Annotated in this window: 12 protein-coding genes and 1 riboswitch; of the genes, 9 read left to right on the forward strand and 3 right to left on the reverse strand. The window is 44.7% G+C overall.

Features of this window, described 5'->3' with window-relative positions; all coding sequences use genetic code 11:
- The first annotated feature begins 432 nt into the window (after positions 1 to 432).
- The 3 genes from BLR88_RS06400 to BLR88_RS06410 all read left to right on the forward strand — a co-directional run bounded on the left by BLR88_RS06400 (position 433) and on the right by BLR88_RS06410 (position 5627).
- Positions 433 to 1869, forward strand: coding sequence for an amino acid permease (locus tag BLR88_RS06400; RefSeq protein WP_057900326.1), 1437 nt, complete (start codon positions 433 to 435; stop codon positions 1867 to 1869).
- Between the two features lie 346 nt (positions 1870 to 2215).
- Positions 2216 to 3118 (forward strand): class I SAM-dependent methyltransferase, encoded by a 903-nt coding sequence (locus tag BLR88_RS06405; RefSeq protein ID WP_057898874.1) that lies wholly within the window; start codon positions 2216 to 2218, stop codon positions 3116 to 3118.
- A gap of 376 nt (positions 3119 to 3494) precedes the next feature.
- Positions 3495 to 5627 carry a DNA topoisomerase III gene (locus tag BLR88_RS06410; RefSeq protein ID WP_057898873.1) on the forward strand — a complete coding sequence of 711 codons (2133 nt, stop codon included), beginning with the start codon at positions 3495 to 3497 and terminating at the stop codon, positions 5625 to 5627.
- 100 nt (positions 5628 to 5727) lie between these two features.
- Here BLR88_RS06410 and BLR88_RS06415 read toward each other — a convergent pair whose 3' ends face one another.
- Positions 5728 to 6240: an acyl-CoA thioesterase gene (locus BLR88_RS06415; RefSeq protein ID WP_057898872.1), complete on the reverse strand. Its 513-nt coding sequence runs from the start codon at positions 6238 to 6240 to the stop codon at positions 5728 to 5730.
- A gap of 399 nt (positions 6241 to 6639) precedes the next feature.
- Here BLR88_RS06415 and pdxS point away from each other — a divergent pair, with 399 nt between their 5' ends.
- A complete protein-coding gene (gene pdxS, locus BLR88_RS06420) occupies positions 6640 to 7524 on the forward strand; it encodes a pyridoxal 5'-phosphate synthase lyase subunit PdxS (RefSeq protein WP_057898871.1) in 885 nt (294 codons plus the stop codon).
- Positions 7525 to 7527: 3 nt separating this feature from the next.
- The gene (gene pdxT, locus BLR88_RS06425; RefSeq protein ID WP_057898870.1) at positions 7528 to 8124 is read left to right on the forward strand and encodes a pyridoxal 5'-phosphate synthase glutaminase subunit PdxT; all 597 of its coding nucleotides are present in this window, start codon (positions 7528 to 7530) and stop codon (positions 8122 to 8124) included.
- 58 nt (positions 8125 to 8182) lie between these two features.
- Here pdxT and pdxR read toward each other — a convergent pair whose 3' ends face one another.
- Entirely contained in the window at positions 8183 to 9670 is a 1488-nt protein-coding gene (gene pdxR / locus BLR88_RS06430; protein WP_091260226.1) for a MocR-like pyridoxine biosynthesis transcription factor PdxR, read from the reverse strand.
- Between the two features lie 405 nt (positions 9671 to 10075).
- Positions 10076 to 10159, forward strand: a riboswitch (cyclic di-GMP riboswitch).
- Between the two features lie 175 nt (positions 10160 to 10334).
- Between pdxR and BLR88_RS06435 the strand changes: the two genes are divergently transcribed.
- From BLR88_RS06435 to BLR88_RS06450, 4 genes are all read left to right on the forward strand, one after another.
- Entirely contained in the window at positions 10335 to 11990 is a 1656-nt protein-coding gene (locus BLR88_RS06435; RefSeq protein WP_057900325.1) for a pyridoxal phosphate-dependent decarboxylase family protein, read from the forward strand.
- Positions 11983 to 13671: a methyl-accepting chemotaxis protein gene (locus BLR88_RS06440; RefSeq protein WP_175493567.1), complete on the forward strand. Its 1689-nt coding sequence runs from the start codon at positions 11983 to 11985 to the stop codon at positions 13669 to 13671. Before BLR88_RS06435 ends, BLR88_RS06440 begins: the two co-directional genes overlap by 8 nt.
- A 354-nt stretch (positions 13672 to 14025) precedes the next feature.
- Positions 14026 to 15420: an MATE family efflux transporter gene (locus BLR88_RS06445; protein WP_057898867.1), complete on the forward strand. Its 1395-nt coding sequence runs from the start codon at positions 14026 to 14028 to the stop codon at positions 15418 to 15420.
- 179 nt (positions 15421 to 15599) lie between these two features.
- Entirely contained in the window at positions 15600 to 15818 is a 219-nt protein-coding gene (locus tag BLR88_RS06450; RefSeq protein WP_057898866.1) for a hypothetical protein, read from the forward strand.
- A 311-nt stretch (positions 15819 to 16129) separates the two neighbouring features.
- On the opposite strand, the gene BLR88_RS06455 is transcribed toward BLR88_RS06450, so the two are convergent.
- On the reverse strand, positions 16130 to 16888 hold the full coding sequence (locus tag BLR88_RS06455) for an SDR family NAD(P)-dependent oxidoreductase (protein ID WP_062731153.1): 759 nt from the start codon (positions 16886 to 16888) through the stop codon (positions 16130 to 16132).
- Positions 16889 to 17000: the final 112 nt, after the last annotated feature.

Consider the following 17000-nt stretch of genomic DNA (forward strand, 5'->3'; position numbering starts at 1 on the left):
ACTGTAAAACATATCATTCATAATTAATGAATAAAACGGAGTAGAAATCCACCTTGTTTGAACAGAATAAAAGATGCTTAAGCAAGGTGGATGCTCTCGTGACAATCTCCATTCCCGTAAAACATGCTTTTTTAGAATTTATGATGTACTTACAGATAGCATGAGGATAAGCAGTGTACAAGCTGCATTCGGAAAAGTTGCTTTTTCACAGGAATCAATTTACGGTCAGACCGTTTCCTCTAACCAACCCTATATAATTTATAATTCAGTTTTCAAGATTTAAGAATATATGGATATGTATCTATAGTATACCAAATTCTTCATTTCTTTTCTACAAAAAAAAGAGTTGATTCTACCATATTCGTAAAAGGGACAGCTGACCTATCAGGATTCAAATTTGTATTTTGATAAAGGAGGATGCTATCTGTGTCAATGGTTGAAAAAGAATCACAAATTCAAGCAACTGAGTCACATGGACTTAACCGCAGCCTATCAAATCGTCAAATTCAAATGCTGGCAATTGGAGGGGTAATTGGGGTAGGTTTATTCTACGGATCTACTACGGCTGTAAAATTGGCTGGTCCAGGGGTATTAATCACTTTCATCCTTTGCGGTGTGCTTGCTGCCATTGTCATGCGAGCACTTGGTGAAATGACCGTAGAAAACCCTGTTGCTGGCTCATTTAGTCATTACGCCGGGGATCTTCTGGGTGTCCGGATGGGGTTCTTGACAGCGGGAATGTGGTGGTTTTATTGGATAGCCACTGTCATGTCTGAACTTGCTGCAATCGGAAGTTTAGTACAATATTGGTTTCCAACTTTTCCGGCATGGATACCTGGGCTGATTGGGCTTATTCTTTTTACTCTCTCTAATATGCTTGCCGTACGAATTTTCGGTGAAGTAGAATATTGGTTTGCTGTTTTGAAAATTTTCGCCATCGTTGTATTTATGATCTTCGGCGGACTGATCATCCTTACGGGAGTTTTCAATGATGGATACGCTGTTGGCTTAACCAATCTTTGGGTAAATGGTGGTTTCCTTCCGCATGGCTGGCCAGGGGTTTTTGCGACGATTTCGCTGATTGTACAAGTCTATAGTGGAATTGAGACGCTGGGTGTTGAAGCAGGAGAATCCCATGATCCTGCACAGACGATGCGCAAAGCTTTCCGCTCCGTGACGATTCGGATTTCCTTCTTCTATATTGGGTCTATTTTGATTGCGTTGAGCGCATTTTCATGGACTTACATACTTGAGAGCAACGTAAGTCCTTACGTTCTAATGTTTACGAAAATTGGTATTCCAGTAGCTGCAGGGCTTGTCAATTTGATTATCATTTTATCTGCCCTTTCTTCTTGTAATACTGGTGTATATGGCGGTAGCCGAATGCTCTATGGTATGGCATGTAAGGGACTATATTCTCCCAAATTTACTAAGCTGAATCGGAATCAAGTGCCTCATATAGCGGTTTGGATGACGGCAGCAATGATTTCTATAGGAGTTGTCATTACGTATTTGGCACCTGAAAATGTGTATGTTTGGATAACGAGTGCTTCTGCTTTTGCTTCACTATGGACATGGGGTACGATCTTAGTGAGCGAATTGGTTTTCAGACATCGGGCCAACAAAGAAAAGAAAATCCTCCAATTTGGGATGCCTCTATGGCCTGTTTTACCAATTATTGGTCTGCTAATGTTAGTTATAGCCTTTTTGGCGATTGCAACTTCCCCTTTAACGAGAATCTCCGTATTTGGGGGAATCGGTTGGTTAGTCATTCTGTTAGTGTATTATCAGATTAAGGTTAAGCATAGGATTAACGCTAATGATTGGAATGGTATACAGTACAAGAAGGAAGACCTTGATGCTTCTTAGTGAAGACCGATTCGGAACGATTATGGTTCTGCATCATTTTGTTAACGCTTACATTTATAAGATAATTCTTAAACTGGAGAATATGCCTAATCTTCATAAGTAGATTTTAAAGAATAAAACAAGAGGGGTTTTCCTATAAGTAAGCTGGGAAGGCCCCGTTTTTTGCTTGCTTTTAACAATGGGGCCTCTTCTCGGCGATTTCTCGAAATGAAACCTTGACAAAATTTTATTTTTATGATATTATAAAATTTTAATAATTTACATAAGGGGGTGGGTTTGGTATACTTCTTTTTAGATGTTATCTCTCAGTTCTTAAGGAGATAGACTCTAAAAGGAGGATATTTAAATGAAAGAAAACCAAGTCAGTCTTACTGCAATAATGACCGCCTACTTACGTGCCTACCATGCTATGAATGATACCCCAAAAATTTTTGATGACTTTCTAGCCTATCGTTTGATACCAGAGGAAAGACGTGCACTCATTGAACAAGGATTTTCTAGGGTTCTCCAGATTAATGTTCCCGAAAGTAACTCGACATGCTCCGACCAGGCGACAAATCCCTTGCCGTCTTTATTGCAAGCCATGGGGTTACCTAATGTTCTTAGCCGTTCAAGATATACGGAAGATAACCTTGAGCAGGCTATAAAACAAGGGGTGAAGCAGTATGTGATACTCGGGGCTGGGATGGATACCTTTGCTTTTCGTCGTCCAGATCTTCTAAGTAAGGTTCAGGTATTTGAAGTTGACCATCCGGCCACACAAGCCTTCAAACTTAATCGACTGGCTGAATTAGAGTGGGAAATCCCATCAAACCTTCACTTTGTACCTGTAGATTTCACAAAGGAGAGTTTGGCTGATGCACTCAAGGGAACTTCGTATGACGTGCAGACTAAAAGTTTTTTTAGTTGGCTAGGTGTCACAATGTACTTAACTCGAAACGAAGTGTTCGCAACGCTGCGTTCCATTACCGATATTGCCCCCGTGGGCAGTGCGGTTATTTTCGATTACTTTGTACCAGAAGAAGCTACTCCACATATGAAAGAGATGCAGGAGGATTTACGAAAGATAGGCGAGCCGATCAAAACGACCTTTGACCCGTCAACACTGGCTTTTGAACTGAAAAGTTTAGGGCTCCGTCTTCATGAGAACTTAAGCCCATCCGATATCCAAGAACGCTATTTTCAGAGTCGAACGGACGGCTATTATGCAAGTAAACATGTGCACTTGGCGAGGGCAGTAGTAGAGTAAAAAAATATGTTCTCCCAATATTGAGCGTTTTGCAAAATAACAACAAACGTATTCACTCAGCAACAGAGTATTTTTCGTCTGTCTATAAGCTATCTTTTCTGTGAAATGGTACAGAAAGGATAGCTTTTTGTATATGAAAAATTAAATTTTGCAAAAAAGTTGCGTAGAACCTATAATAATCATGGGTTTGTATATTGTACGTTTGCTGTTTTGGCATTTCTTTACAAAATGTGGTGCAGTGGAAAGATAGAAGCTAGATCACCACATGAAGCATCGAGTGTGCTGGAGGATAGATCGCGAGTATGTACAGTCTTCTCTTTTCAGACAGAAGGCTTTTCTTTTTTATGAATATGAAAAAAGACACGGGTGGGAAAATATGAAAACGTTAGTATTAGCTGAAAAACCGAGCGTAGGGAAAGACATCGCCCGCGTGCTTGGTTGCAATCAGAAACATAAAAACTATATGGAAGGCCCAAAATATATCGTTACCTGGGCGCTTGGCCATCTGGTCGAATTGGCAGAGCCAGAGGATTACGACCCGAAGTATAAAACGTGGAAGCTGGAAGATTTGCCGATTTTACCCGAGCGTATGCGGCTTAAGATCATCAGAGAAACCTCGCATCAGTTCCGGGCGATTTCCCAGCTTGCGAAACGAAAAGACATTAAAGACCTTATTATTGCAACGGACGCTGGAAGGGAAGGGGAACTTGTAGCTCGCTGGATTATGGAAATGATCAAGTGGAAGAAACCGTTCAAGCGCCTCTGGATTTCTTCGCAGACAGACAAAGCTATACGCGAAGGATTTGCAAACGCAAAACCAGGTTCGGTATATGATAGTTTGTACGAATCAGCCGTCTGCCGTGCGGAAGCTGACTGGCTTATCGGTCTGAATGTCACACGGGCGCTCACCACAAAATATAACGCTCAATTGGCTGCGGGCCGGGTACAGACGCCAACGCTGGCAATGATCATTCAACGTGAAGAGGAAATCAGAAAGTTCAAGCCGACCGAATATTGGACGCTTACAGTGGACTTTGGTGCATTCTCAGGTATGTGGCGCTCAGGCATGAACCAAAATAGCCGCATTTTTAAAAAAGAGGCGGCACAAGCGATCGATCAAAAAGTCTCTGGACAAACCGGTAAAGTAATACGGGTTAAAACAAGCGAAAAAACAGAGCCGCAACCGCTGGCATATGATTTGACCGAACTGCAACGCGACGCCAACAAACGATACGGCTTTTCTGCCAAACATACAGCGAATGTTTTGCAACGTCTCTATGAACATCACAAGCTGGTCACCTATCCGCGAACGGATTCGCGCTATTTGACAACCGATATGGTACCGACGTTAAAAAGTCGTTTGGAAAGTATTGAAGTAGGGCCGTACGCGCAATTGGTGCGTCCTCTGCTGAAACAAAAATCGCTGCGCATTACCAAACGTATTGTCGATGACAGCAAAGTTACCGATCACCATGCCATTATTCCGACAGAAGAGCCGGTACGCCTAAACGACTTAACGAATGATGAGCGAAAATTGTATGACTTGATTGTACGTCGTTTTATCGCGTTGTTCTATCCACCGCACCGCTATGAAAGCGTGCAGATAACGATTGATGTGACAGGTGAAGAGTTTTATGCCACGGGAAAAACGGTCAAAGACACCGGCTGGAAAGAAGTATACGGAAAAGATTCGTCCTCTTCCAACGAAGACAGAGAAGAGGATGAACCTGCGGAACAAATGCTTCCATCGTTGCATGAAGGGGATAGTGTGACTGTCAAGCACAGCGCGATTCACAGTCACCTTACCAAACCGCCGCTTCGTTACACAGAGTCCGATTTGCTTGCCAGAATGGAGAAAAACAATCTCGGTACTCCAGCGACGCGCGCCGATATTATCGAAAAGTTGCTGAATATAGATACGATTGAGCGTCAAGGAAACCGCCTGCTTCCGACAAAAAAAGGATTGCAGTTGATTGAGCTCGTCGCAAACGAATTGAGATCGCCGGAATTGACAGCCAAATGGGAACGTCAATTGGAAAATATTGCACGCGGCAAAGGGGACGCGAAACATTTTCTCTCTGGAATTCGCCGTCAGGCGGCAGCGCTTGTAAAAGAAATTACCCAAAGCGATGTCGAATACAAGCCGCACAACGTGACCGGTTCTAAATGTCCGGAATGTGGCCAGAACCTGCGGGAAATCAAAGGAAAACGCGGCAAGATGCTGGTGTGCCCGGATCGTGAATGCGGTTACCGCCGCTCCGCGGAAAAACAACTGTCCAACAAACGTTGTCCGCAATGCCACAAAAAAATGGAGATTCGTACCGGAAAGGCAGGAAAATTTTTGCAGTGCAAAGCGTGCAATGTAATAGAGATGCTGGAAGACAAAAAAGGGGCTCAAATGAACAAGCGCCAGGAACGTGCATTGCTTAAGAAGTATAGCAGCAGTGAAGGATTAACGGCTAATCTGGGCGAAATGTTGAAGGCGGCTCTGGAGAGTAGCAAAGAATAATGTTTTTGAATAAGGCAGACTGTTGATGATTCAAGATTCAGGATAAAGCGTATCTAGGTAGTGAAAAACTTGCGGGCATACCCGCAAGTTTTTCATTTTTCTACTCCCAGGGTTTTTTCGTTGTCAAAAACTCGGCGAGCCGCTTGCTTTCTTCACGTCTCATCTTGCGCATCTGCGCGCGCTGCGCCGCGCGTTCATGCAATTTTTTTTCTTCTTCTGTTTCGGGAATCACGCCCGGTACAGGCACTGGCTTTTTGTTCTCGTCCAACGCCACAAACGTCAAAAAAGCAGTAGCGGCAATTTTTCGTTCACCAGTATACAATCCTTCCGAAATCACTTTCACAAACACTTCCATCGAGCTTGTGCCTGTGGAAATAACAAACGATTCCACACATACAGAATCCGTAGGATTAATAGGGTGAAGAAAATCAACGGAATCAGTGGACGCTGTCACGACTGGCATGCGGGCATGACGGGTCGCCGATAGTGCGGCCACATCATCAATATAAGACATTAATTTTCCTCCGAACAGCGTACCATGTTGATTCGTGTCAGGAGGAAGAACGATGCTTGTTTTTACGACTCTTGAATCTTTTACATATTTCTTTTCCATATTGATTGCACACCTTATATAAAAGTTTTATGTATATACAATTTGTCCTGTAATGAGAGGGTCCATCGCTTTAATTTTTACCATAAGCTATGAAAAGAGCTTACGTCAGATGTATATAGATACAAAATATAAGCATAAATGCTTCGACTACATCATTCATTATAATACCGATCTTATTATTTCAAAACAGGTTCATGATAAGTTTATTTTTTACGATTTTTCGGTTAAGTATCAATTTTTTAGGAAAGTGTTATACACTTTGGTTGACTGTTATATACACATGCGCGCTACAATCAATTTGTGAAAAAGAGATATACATAACACTCTATATAGAAAGTTAAGTGTTATATAAAGCATTATGACAATTATAATTTTAAGAAAAAGGCAGGAGGAATTAGTATGGCACAACAAGGAACAGAACGCGTAAAACGCGGAATGGCAGAAATGCAAAAAGGCGGCGTAATTATGGACGTCGTAAATGCTGAACAGGCGCGCATCGCGGAAGCTGCTGGCGCGGTTGCGGTTATGGCGCTTGAACGCGTACCGGCGGATATTCGAGCAGCAGGCGGTGTAGCGCGCATGGCAGATCCGACAATCATAGAAGAAGTTATGAACGCTGTTTCCATTCCGGTGATGGCGAAAGCGCGCATTGGTCACTTCGTGGAAGCAAAGGTGCTAGAAGCGTTGGGCGTAGACTACATCGACGAATCCGAAGTGTTAACTCCGGCAGATGAAGTGTTCCATATTAACAAGCGCGAATTCACCGTTCCATTCGTTTGCGGAGCACGTGATCTCGGGGAAGCGCTACGCCGTATCGGCGAAGGTGCATCCATGATCCGAACAAAAGGTGAGCCTGGCACAGGCAACATCGTGGAAGCGGTTCGTCACCAGCGTATGATGCAGAGCCAAATTCGCAAAGTAGCGAGCATGTCAGAGGATGAACTGATGGCGGAAGCAAAAGCGCTCGGTGCGCCGTATGAACTGTTAAAGCAAGTACATGATACAGGCAAATTACCGGTCGTAAACTTTGCTGCAGGTGGCGTATCCACGCCGGCGGATGCGGCCCTTATGATGCATCTTGGTTCCGATGGAGTATTCGTAGGTTCCGGTATCTTTAAATCCGAAAATCCGGAAAAATTTGCGCGCGCGATCGTCGAGGCGACAACACACTACGAAGATTACGAATTAATCGGCCATCTGTCCAAAGGTTTGGGCAACCCAATGAAAGGGATTGATGTAGCGTCCCTGCTTGAAAACGAGCGGATGGCTGTACGGGGCTGGTAAGCGATGAAGATCGGAGTACTGGCGTTGCAGGGAGCGGTCGCTGAACACATTCGCCTGCTTGAGCAGGCGGGTGCGGAAGCGATCGCCGTCAAAAGAGTAGAACAACTAGCAGAACTGGACGGCTTGGTCATTCCGGGCGGCGAAAGCACAGCCATTGGCAAATTGATGAAAAAGTACGGATTTGACGTAGCGCTTAAAGAATTTTCTGCACAGAAAAAGCCTTTGTTCGGCACATGCGCCGGAATGATTATTCTCGCCGGAGAAATTGAAGGGCAGGACTGGACACACCTTGGACTGATGGATATAAAAGTGGCACGCAACGCGTTCGGACGCCAGCGCGAAAGTTTTGAAACCGATCTTCCGGTGGCAGGTATTGCCGAAGATTTCCGCGCTGTGTTTATCCGTGCTCCGCTTATCCGCGAAGTAGGGGAAGAAGTCGACATCTTGGCGCGATATAAAGACGAAATCGTCGCCGCCCGCCAAGGGCATTTGCTCTGTGCTTCTTTTCATCCCGAACTTACAGATGACAAACGTATGCACGCTTATTTCTTAGAAATGGTCAGGGAGTACCGGACACAGGAAGCGGCCGTTGCCCAATAAATTAAAATTGCTTAAGACGGCAAGCGAAAACGCTGGAAGCGGCGGGCGCTTGCCGTTTTTATACAACAGGCGTTTTTCTGTAAGTGACCGTCGCCTCAATAAACGCCGCAGTCGCCCGGCACAATTCTTTAACGCCCTCTGCAAGCAATGGTTCATTCATAAACGAAAAACTGAGTCTTAGGAAATGGTGTTTCGACTCAATCGGATAGCAGGCCGCTCCGGGGAGAAATGTAAGCTGATAGTTGCTGGCATACATAAGAAAGTCTTCCGTATCCACATGCGGAGGAAGCGAAAGCCATAAATTTACTCCGCCTCTGGGTGTAAGCCAGCTAATCCCTTCCGGCATATGCTTCGCCAGCAATTCAATCATCATATCGCGGCGAAGTTGCAGAGCAATGCGCAATTTTTTAACATGGTTGCGCATCCGTTCCGAATAAAGCAGCGGGAGCACCGCTTTTTGCGTCAATAGCGGGCTGCCAAGATCCATATTGCCTTTAGCTGCGACCAATCTATGAAAAATTGTGCCAGAAGCGACCAGCACGCCAATCCGGCAACCGGGAGCGAGTATTTTACTAAGGCCTTTCAAATAAATCACATGGCCGAGCGGGTCCATGCTTTTTAGCGAAGACGGGGGCTTATTCTCATAATAAATTTCGCTCCACGGATCATCCTCTAGGATGATGCTCTGTGTCTCATAGGCAATGTCAAGCAACTGGCGTCGTCGCTCGATACTCATCACCGTTCCGGTTGGATTATGAAAGGTCGGCATCGTATAAATAAGCTTTGGCTTGTATTTCTCACATAGCGCCGCCAGCATATCTACTCGCATTCCATCCTTATCTACAGGCACGGGAAGAATGGTAGCCCCGCGCCAGCGGAATACATCAATCGCCGCAGGGTAGGTAGGCGCCTCGGTAATGACGATATCCCCTGGGCCGACAAACGTCCGAGCCACGAGATCAATGCCCTGTTGTGTTCCATTCGTAATTAAAATTTCTTCCGGTGTTACTTGAATTTGCTTATCCCGTAAATAAACAGTTAGTTCTTGACGCAGCGGCAAGTCACCCTGAACGTCGCTGTACGTGGAAAGAATTCTCGGCTCCTCAGCAAGAATGCGCTGAATTTCTTTTTCCAAGTACCGGTTTGGCAAAAGCCCGGGGTCAATCGTAGAAGAAAAAAATTCATAGCGGGCCGATACCTGGTGATAGCGTGAAAACTGCGCTCGTGGCAAATAGTCGGGAACCGACAGTTGCCAATCAAACGGCGACTCTTTTTTTGGCAGCTCTTTTTTCGGCGTTGTATCCGCCGCTTTTGTCCGTACAAATGTGCCTTTTCCTTGAATACGTATAATATATCCATCTTCTTCAAGCGCATCATACGCTTGAACGACTGTCATGAAACTTACATGAATCTGTTTAGCCAGCGCACGGACAGAAGGGAGACGTGTGCCTTCTTCCAACAACTCCGACTGGATACGGTCCACAATCGCTTGATAAATTTGCTTGGCCAACGGAACAGGAAGCTGCCGGTTCACTTTTATTTGCATAACGGATAACTCCTTATTAAGTGTTATATAAAGATATACTGTTATATAAGCATAACATAATCATCAGTTTTATAGAAAGTGCTCCTTCGTTCAATATTTATAGCCTTTCCATCGTAATCAAAGCAGCCATTCCCATCCACGGAATGGCTTTATTGTTATGTGAGTAAATAATAAAAGGTTATGAATAAAAAATGTATGGATGTTATCTTTTTTATTTTTTCTGTTCTCCGTTTTGATAAGCCGCGATGAACTTAGGAAATCTCCCGAAATAACTAGTACTTTTATGAGCTTCTCTTCATATTCACAAGATACGGTTTAATATTTTTAATAATACAAAAACAGGAAAGATGGTTGATTTATAAAGTTATATTAGTAAAATAATCCTGGTAGAACCAACCTATTCTAATCTGAAAAAGGCAAATCTATCGAAAGGTAGAGACGTAAAGCCAAGGGTCTAAGGTTGCAAAACTATGACAGCCGGTTGCCAAAATTGTAGCGCACATAAGTGTCGTTCGTAAAAGCATTCTATCATCTTGTCAAAGGTTTACAAATCGGGTGTACTGCATATTGGCACAGGCTATTCCAAAGAATATGGATGGCCTTTTTCTTTTAGTATTAAAAAAATAAGAAAATCAAGCAAAGGGAATGGGGGATAAACATGAAGATGAAAGACATACAAGCTTTGTTTCCAAGCGAAGATGGAAACAAAGAACGTCGGCAGGTGCTACTTCAATTCATGCAAAACATTGTGGAGGGGCTTGATCGCCTGAAAGACCCACAACGCGCAACACTAGGATCGATGCAGGAGAGGACAGGAGAGTTTTACAAGGATATTATAGACTGCGCGCAGGTTCCAGAGCGCGGAATAGCATTGGATAAAGTCGTTGAAGAACTTCTCGGGTTAGCCAAAGGACATCCGTATCATACAAGAAATTTCGTAAGTAATGTATTGCCTATGGCAAGTATTCCAGGTATTCTGGGCTCTTTACTTACTACATTGTTAAATGGCAACAATTTATGGGATGTATACGGACCGGCTGGCGCGGAGGCAGAAGTAAAAGTCATCGCCATGATGTCCAAACTGGCGGGTTATGACGCTACAAAATCATGGGGATACACGACATGGGGCGGGCAAGGAGCCGTATTCTCAGGGCTGCGCCTCGCTATCGCCAAGCAATTCCCGGATGCTAAAGAAAAGGGCGTGCCTGGCAATTTGTACTGCTTTGCTTCAGAAAACGCGCATTATAGCCTTTTTAAATCCATGGAGGCGACCGGCATCGGCAGTAACCATTTGATTACGGTCAAAGCCGATCCGCTAACGCACGCTATGAATACAGATGATTTGCGCGAAAAAATGGAACGTGTTATTCAGCAGGGAGGTATCCCCATATACATCGTCGCCACGACAGGGGCCACGGATTCATTCGGAATTGACGATATAAAAGCGATTAAAGAAACAGCCGACGCAATTACGAATCGATACGGGCTCCATCCGGCGCATATCCACGCCGATTCGGCGCTAGGCGGATTCTATTGCCTGTTTAACGACTACGATTTTGCGCGCAATCCGCTTCAACTCGAACAGCCTTTGTGCGAGAACTTACTGCAAATCCGCGAAAAAATGCAGCATTTACATCTGGCTGACAGTCTCTGCTTCGATTTTCAAAAGCTCGGACAAACGCCGTATCTTACGAGCCTGTTCCTTGTGAAAAACGGAAAAGATATTGGGCTGCTTGATTTGCATGAGTTCGAAACACCATATGTGGGCAACCGGGGCTATGGCAGTTATCACACAAGCTACACGCTGGAATGCTCGCGTATGGCCAGTTCGATCGCGATATACGCGGCACTGTTGGCGTTCGGCGTGGATGGCTACCGCCAAATCCTTGCCAATTATGTGCGGGTGAATATGGCGTTCCGCGACAGGCTATTGGCCCGTTTTTCGAATGTGGCTGTTACAAATGAGAATAATCCTGGACCGATTACGACTTTCCGGTTTTATCCAGAACAGGCGGAGTGGCACAAAGAAAGAGCAGGGAAACTTACAGGCAAGCAGATTAAACAGAACAACGAATGGAACTACCCAATATTTGAAGAATTAGGCAAACACCGTGAGCACGTGTTTTTCGGCGATACAACAAGGCAATGCTTAGTCGATGCATCCGATGTTTCAGAACGTGTACCTGTTTACGCTGCTAAGTTTTTTTCGATTTCTCCTTATACAACGGTAGAAACGTTGGACGAAATTGTTGAATTTTTGGCGAAACGTGTGGCATGCGTAGACACAATGCGAAATGCGAGGGAAAAGACCTATGTTTAAAACAAAAAGCTCCCTCGGTAAAAAAATTACCGCCTATTTTGCAGGTTGCATTCTCGTATTATCTATCATCTTCAGCTTTGTTTCTTATGAGCTTTCCATGTGGATTGTTAATCAATACGTTTTGCCCCAGTTCGAGAACACGCTGCAAACCAATATCCGGGAACTTGAGCGGAATTTGGACAAGACGCTGGCTACTCGTTCGGACGCAGGCTCAGACTCGGCCTATGCTAGCCTGCTGGCTTTCTTAAATGAACAAAAACAGGACATGGGTGCCGAATATGTGTATGTGCTCGGAAAAAAAGATAAAGCCTATATCGTTGCGCTGAGCGGAGCCGCTGAAAAACGAAACGCGGACTACACGTTCACCGCAGGGATGGAAAGAGCGTTTGACAACCCGGGAACCGTGCAGTTTAGCGAGGTATACGAGGACAGCTATGGTGTACATAAATCGGTCTTCACCCGTCTTGCGGGAACGGATATGATCATCGGCATTGATATGAACGCAGAGTTTGTCAAGAAGTTGAATCGCTACATTATTGGTATTAGCATCTTGCTTACACTGGCACTTATCGTTTTCGGTTTTGCCGCTGGCTATTCGATAGCGAGAAAAATCATAAAACCGATACAGCTCCTCGTCCAACATACACAAAAAGTGGCAGCTGGCGATTTGCGCGATGAAATAAAAATTGCAAACAACGATGAACTTGGGCAGCTTGCGACCAGCTTTAACCATATGAGCCAGCAGCTTAAAGATATGATTTCACAATTGTCGGCTACATCAAACCATGTGGTGGATTCATCCGAGACCTTATCCGCCAACGCGCAACTGACAACGGAGATGGCACACCAAATGGTAGCGGCGACTGAAGAAATTGTATCTGGCAACCAAACAGTGTCGCAAGCTGCGGAAGAGAACGCACAAGCTATGGGAGAAATCGCCTCGGGCATCCAGCACATTAGCGAATCAGCTGTTGCTGTTGCCGAACAATCCGTCAAAGCGGCACAGGAAGCGAATGACGGTAACGATCGGATTCAAAAAGCCGTATTGCAAATGGATTCGATTTCTGCTTCACTTTCCCATTCGACGGTACTTGTAAAGCAAACAAACGAGCGCACAAACCAAATTGGCCATGTAGTGGAATTGATTACGAGCATAGCCGATCAAATTAATCTACTCGCGCTTAATGCAGCGATTGAGGCGGCCCGCGCTGGAGAATATGGCCGCGGATTCGCGGTAGTAGCGGACGAAGTGCGCAAGCTTGCCGAACAATCGGCCGCTTCTGCAAGCAAAATTGCAGGCTCATTGCATGCCATTTGCGAAGATTCGATTAAATCAGTGGAAGCGATGAATCAGATGGCGGCGGAAGTACAGGCCGGAACAGAGGTCGTAAATGAAGCTGGTCAAGCGTTTGAAAATATTCTCAGTCTCATCGACGATATTTCACAAAAAATCCAGGCGGTTTCCGCTGTAACACAACAGGTATCCGCAAGTGCTCAGCAAGTATCTGCATCGGCGGAAGAAACGGTACAGATCGCCTCGGAATCCCTTGAGAATACAAGAAAAATAGCAGCTAGCTCCCAGGAGCAGTTAGCGTCAATGGAAGAGAGCGCAAGTGCTATCAAAGAACTGCAAGCACGGGCCCATTCATTGCAAAGCAAGCTCGGCAACTTCAAAATTTAGCAGGAGGAAGAAGAAGGTGTCCCAGAGGTGATGGGGCACCCTTTTTTCCTGCTTTAGAAATGATCCCTTGATAAATAGAAAGCCTATTATTCCTATGTAAATATTTCTAAAAAATAAAATAAATAGTATATATAGAAAGTATTGATTAAATGCATTGTAATGGTTATAATGAAATCGCTTGATCTAAAAAGGAATGGGAAAGTACATAAGTAAAAAAGTAAGGAAAGGGCATATTTCGTTTTATGCTCTTTTTTCGTGCGTAAAAGGTTTTGATTTACAGTATTTGTTATTGTGTGATATTGTATCATTGTTTATTTTGCGACATTCCAAAAAATAAACATAGGAGAAAAAAAGATGAGAGAAACATATTCTGTAAGGGAAAAAACGCGGCAGCTTCTGGTGATTCTGCTTCCAATTTTAATTACACAATTATCACTATATGCGATGAATTTTTTTGACACAGTCATGTCTGGCCACGCCAGCCCAAATGATCTGGCGGGCGTTGCAATTGGTTCCAGTATCTGGATGCCGGTCTATACAGGCTTAAGCGGAATTATGCTGGCCATAACACCGATTATCGCTCAATTAGCCGGGGCCAGAAGTACAGAGCGCATGCCGTTCACAGTCATACAGGGGGCTTACTTGGCACTCGCGTTGTCTATTGTTGTTTTCATTGCCGGTTCGTTTACGCTCAGGCCCATCCTTGACATGATGGAACTGGAGCCCACCGTGCGCGATATCGCTTATCATTATCTGATAGCTATTGGCTTTGGCATCGCGCCGCTGTTCATATCTATGGTGTTTCGCTGTTTTATTGATGCCCTTGGCTATACGCGTGTAACGATGCTCATCATGTTAATTTCGCTGCCCATAAACGTGGCGCTCAACTATGTGTTCATTTACGGAAAGTTTGGGTTTCCGCGTCTCGGCGGGGTAGGAGCAGGATATGCATCCGCGATTACGTATTGGTGCATCGCGTTTTTAAGTATATATGTTATTCACCGGATGTCCCCGTTTGCTAGCTACCGTATCTTTCGCTGCTTTTACCGCGTGGCGTTCTCTGCGTGGAAAGAGCAACTCAAGATCGGAATCCCGATTGGCTTTTCGATTTTTTTTGAAACAAGTATTTTTGCGGCCGTTACGCTTTTGATGAGCGAGTTCAGTACGGTGACGATCGCAGCGCATCAAGCGGCCATGAATTTCGCGTCGTGTCTGTACATGGTGCCAATGAGCATTGCGATGGCCCTAACGATCGCGGTTGGGTTCGAAGTAGGGGCACGGCGCTTTAAAGACGCGGTACAGTATAGCTATCTTGGGATAGGTATGGCCGTGACGATGGCGCTTGTTTGCGCTTGTCTGCTGTTTTTCTTTAACGAACAAGTCGCTGGACTGTATACAACCGATGCTGAAGTGCTTGAATTAACCATGCAATTTCTAATATACGCGCTTTTCTTCCAGTTATCTGATGCCGTCGCCGCTCCGATCCAGGGCGTGCTACGTGGATATAAAGATGTTAATATTGTATTCCTCATCGCGTTCGTTTCCTATTGGCTCATCGGCCTTCCAGTCGGCTACATGCTTGCTAATTATACGTCCCTTGGCGCATTTGGCTATTGGATCGGATTGATTACCGGTCTTTTGTTTGGAGCGATTGGTCTTTCGCTGCGTCTTGTTTACACGCAGCGAAAATTTTACCATGTATCAAAAGGAAGCCGAACAGAGCGGTTGGATAAAGATCTAGCCAATTGAAAGGATGGGAGTGTTTGTCTTTTTGTGGGTAATGCGATATAATTTAAATGTTAAGAAAATATATTTTTCAAGCATGGGATTGCATAGAAAAACCTGACTGTTTGCAGCGCATCATTCAGCACCGTATTTTCAATATACTTTGTAGTTAACGAAACACTTGTACGGAAAGGGGTATGGATATGGATAGCATACAAGGCACTTATCAAATCGTTGATGGCAGCGGTAAATTGGCTCTTGGAAACAAGGAAGTCATTTCCCTGGTAGTAGGAAAAGCGATTAAAATTCTTCACCCCGAACACGGATGGCTGCAGGGAATTTATCAGGGCAACGGTGAGGTCGTTCACCCACAAGGAACATATTCGTTGAAAGAAGGCGACATGATTCGTATTTTAAAGTAATTCTGCATAGAAAAGCAGGCGCACAAAGCGCCTGTTTCAGATTGAAGAAAAACTCCCTCTACTCAATGGCAGTAGAGGGAGTTTTTCGTGTATGCATACGAATTTTCCAAAAGCCTGTGAAACAATTGATAGAATAATCAATTTCATAATTACCCATTAAAAACTGCGTTTTTACAGGGATTATCGAGTTTTTAACACATGTTTGTAAGTAAAACTTGGGGAGGTGCTACTTTTTTAAGCTCCTGAAACCCTTGGGGCTCTAAGGCTCCGAGTTATGAAATTGATTCAGAAGAATAAAGGAGAGGACAAATTTAAAAGTTGCTGCGCGACTGCCCACCGTCCACATTCAGCGTTGCGCCGACCACCCAGGACGCTTTCTCAGAAGCGAGAAAGACGGCGACATTTGCAACTTCTTCTACCGTGCCGAAGCGGCCAGCCGGAATCTCGTTTTTTACAAATTGCTTAATTTTCTCCGGGTTTTCCTGAAGACGCTTCTGCCAGTTTCCGGTCGGGTGCAAAATTGAGCCTGGCGCGATGCCATTGACGCGGATGCCGTACGGAATGACTTCGTTTGCCAGCGCTTTCGTAAAGCTAATAAGCGCCGCTTTCGCCGCATTGTACGTCGGTTTGCCGCCCGATTCACGGCCGTAAATCGAACTGATATTAATAATGCTTCCTGCTCCTTTTTCTTTCATCAATGGAATGACTGCCTTGCTTAAATCGACGGCTGGATAGAAGTTAATGTCCATGGCCGCCTGAAATAGTTCGAGATCCGTGTCAAGAACGGTGCCACCGTTGCTTCCGCCTACATTGTTAACCAAGACGTCAACGGTTCCCCAATTGTTTACAACCTGGTTTATGATACTTTTGCGGGCCTCCCTGTCTGTCAAATCAGCAGGAAGCGCGAGAATACCATCCATTTCTGCGGCTGCTTCCTGCAACTCTGTTTCGCCGCGTGCAGCAATCGCCACTTTTGCTTCTTCCTCGTAAAAAGCGCGAGCAATCGCGCGCCCGATTCCTTTGGAACCGCCCGTTATAAGCACCACTTTATCTTTTAGTCCTAGATCCATTGTGTCACACCTTTCCACTTTGCTAGGAAATACATTTTATCATACCATTGGGAAAACCAACATAACCATCAAAACAAACTTATACGTTCGGTCAGTTTATCATAGACAAATT

The organism is Aneurinibacillus thermoaerophilus (assembly GCF_900099925.1).
Lineage (GTDB): Bacteria > Bacillota > Bacilli > Aneurinibacillales > Aneurinibacillaceae > Aneurinibacillus > Aneurinibacillus thermoaerophilus.

What these genes read in the sequence shown, in the direction of transcription:
- BLR88_RS06400 (WP_057900326.1), top strand. Translation starts at nt 433, where the DNA reads ATGGTTGAAAAAGAATCACAAATTCAAGCAACTGAGTCACATGGACTT.
- BLR88_RS06405 (WP_057898874.1), top strand. Translation starts at nt 2,216, where the DNA reads ATGAAAGAAAACCAAGTCAGTCTTACTGCAATAATGACCGCCTACTTA.
- BLR88_RS06410 (WP_057898873.1), top strand. Translation starts at nt 3,495, where the DNA reads ATGAAAACGTTAGTATTAGCTGAAAAACCGAGCGTAGGGAAAGACATC.
- BLR88_RS06415 (WP_057898872.1), bottom strand. Translation starts at nt 6,240, where the DNA reads ATGGAAAAGAAATATGTAAAAGATTCAAGAGTCGTAAAAACAAGCATC.
- pdxS (WP_057898871.1), top strand. Translation starts at nt 6,640, where the DNA reads ATGGCACAACAAGGAACAGAACGCGTAAAACGCGGAATGGCAGAAATG.
- pdxT (WP_057898870.1), top strand. Translation starts at nt 7,528, where the DNA reads ATGAAGATCGGAGTACTGGCGTTGCAGGGAGCGGTCGCTGAACACATT.
- pdxR (WP_091260226.1), bottom strand. Translation starts at nt 9,670, where the DNA reads ATGCAAATAAAAGTGAACCGGCAGCTTCCTGTTCCGTTGGCCAAGCAA.
- BLR88_RS06435 (WP_057900325.1), top strand. Translation starts at nt 10,335, where the DNA reads ATGAAAGACATACAAGCTTTGTTTCCAAGCGAAGATGGAAACAAAGAA.
- BLR88_RS06440 (WP_175493567.1), top strand. Translation starts at nt 11,983, where the DNA reads ATGTTTAAAACAAAAAGCTCCCTCGGTAAAAAAATTACCGCCTATTTT.
- BLR88_RS06445 (WP_057898867.1), top strand. Translation starts at nt 14,026, where the DNA reads ATGAGAGAAACATATTCTGTAAGGGAAAAAACGCGGCAGCTTCTGGTG.
- BLR88_RS06450 (WP_057898866.1), top strand. Translation starts at nt 15,600, where the DNA reads ATGGATAGCATACAAGGCACTTATCAAATCGTTGATGGCAGCGGTAAA.
- BLR88_RS06455 (WP_062731153.1), bottom strand. Translation starts at nt 16,888, where the DNA reads ATGGATCTAGGACTAAAAGATAAAGTGGTGCTTATAACGGGCGGTTCC.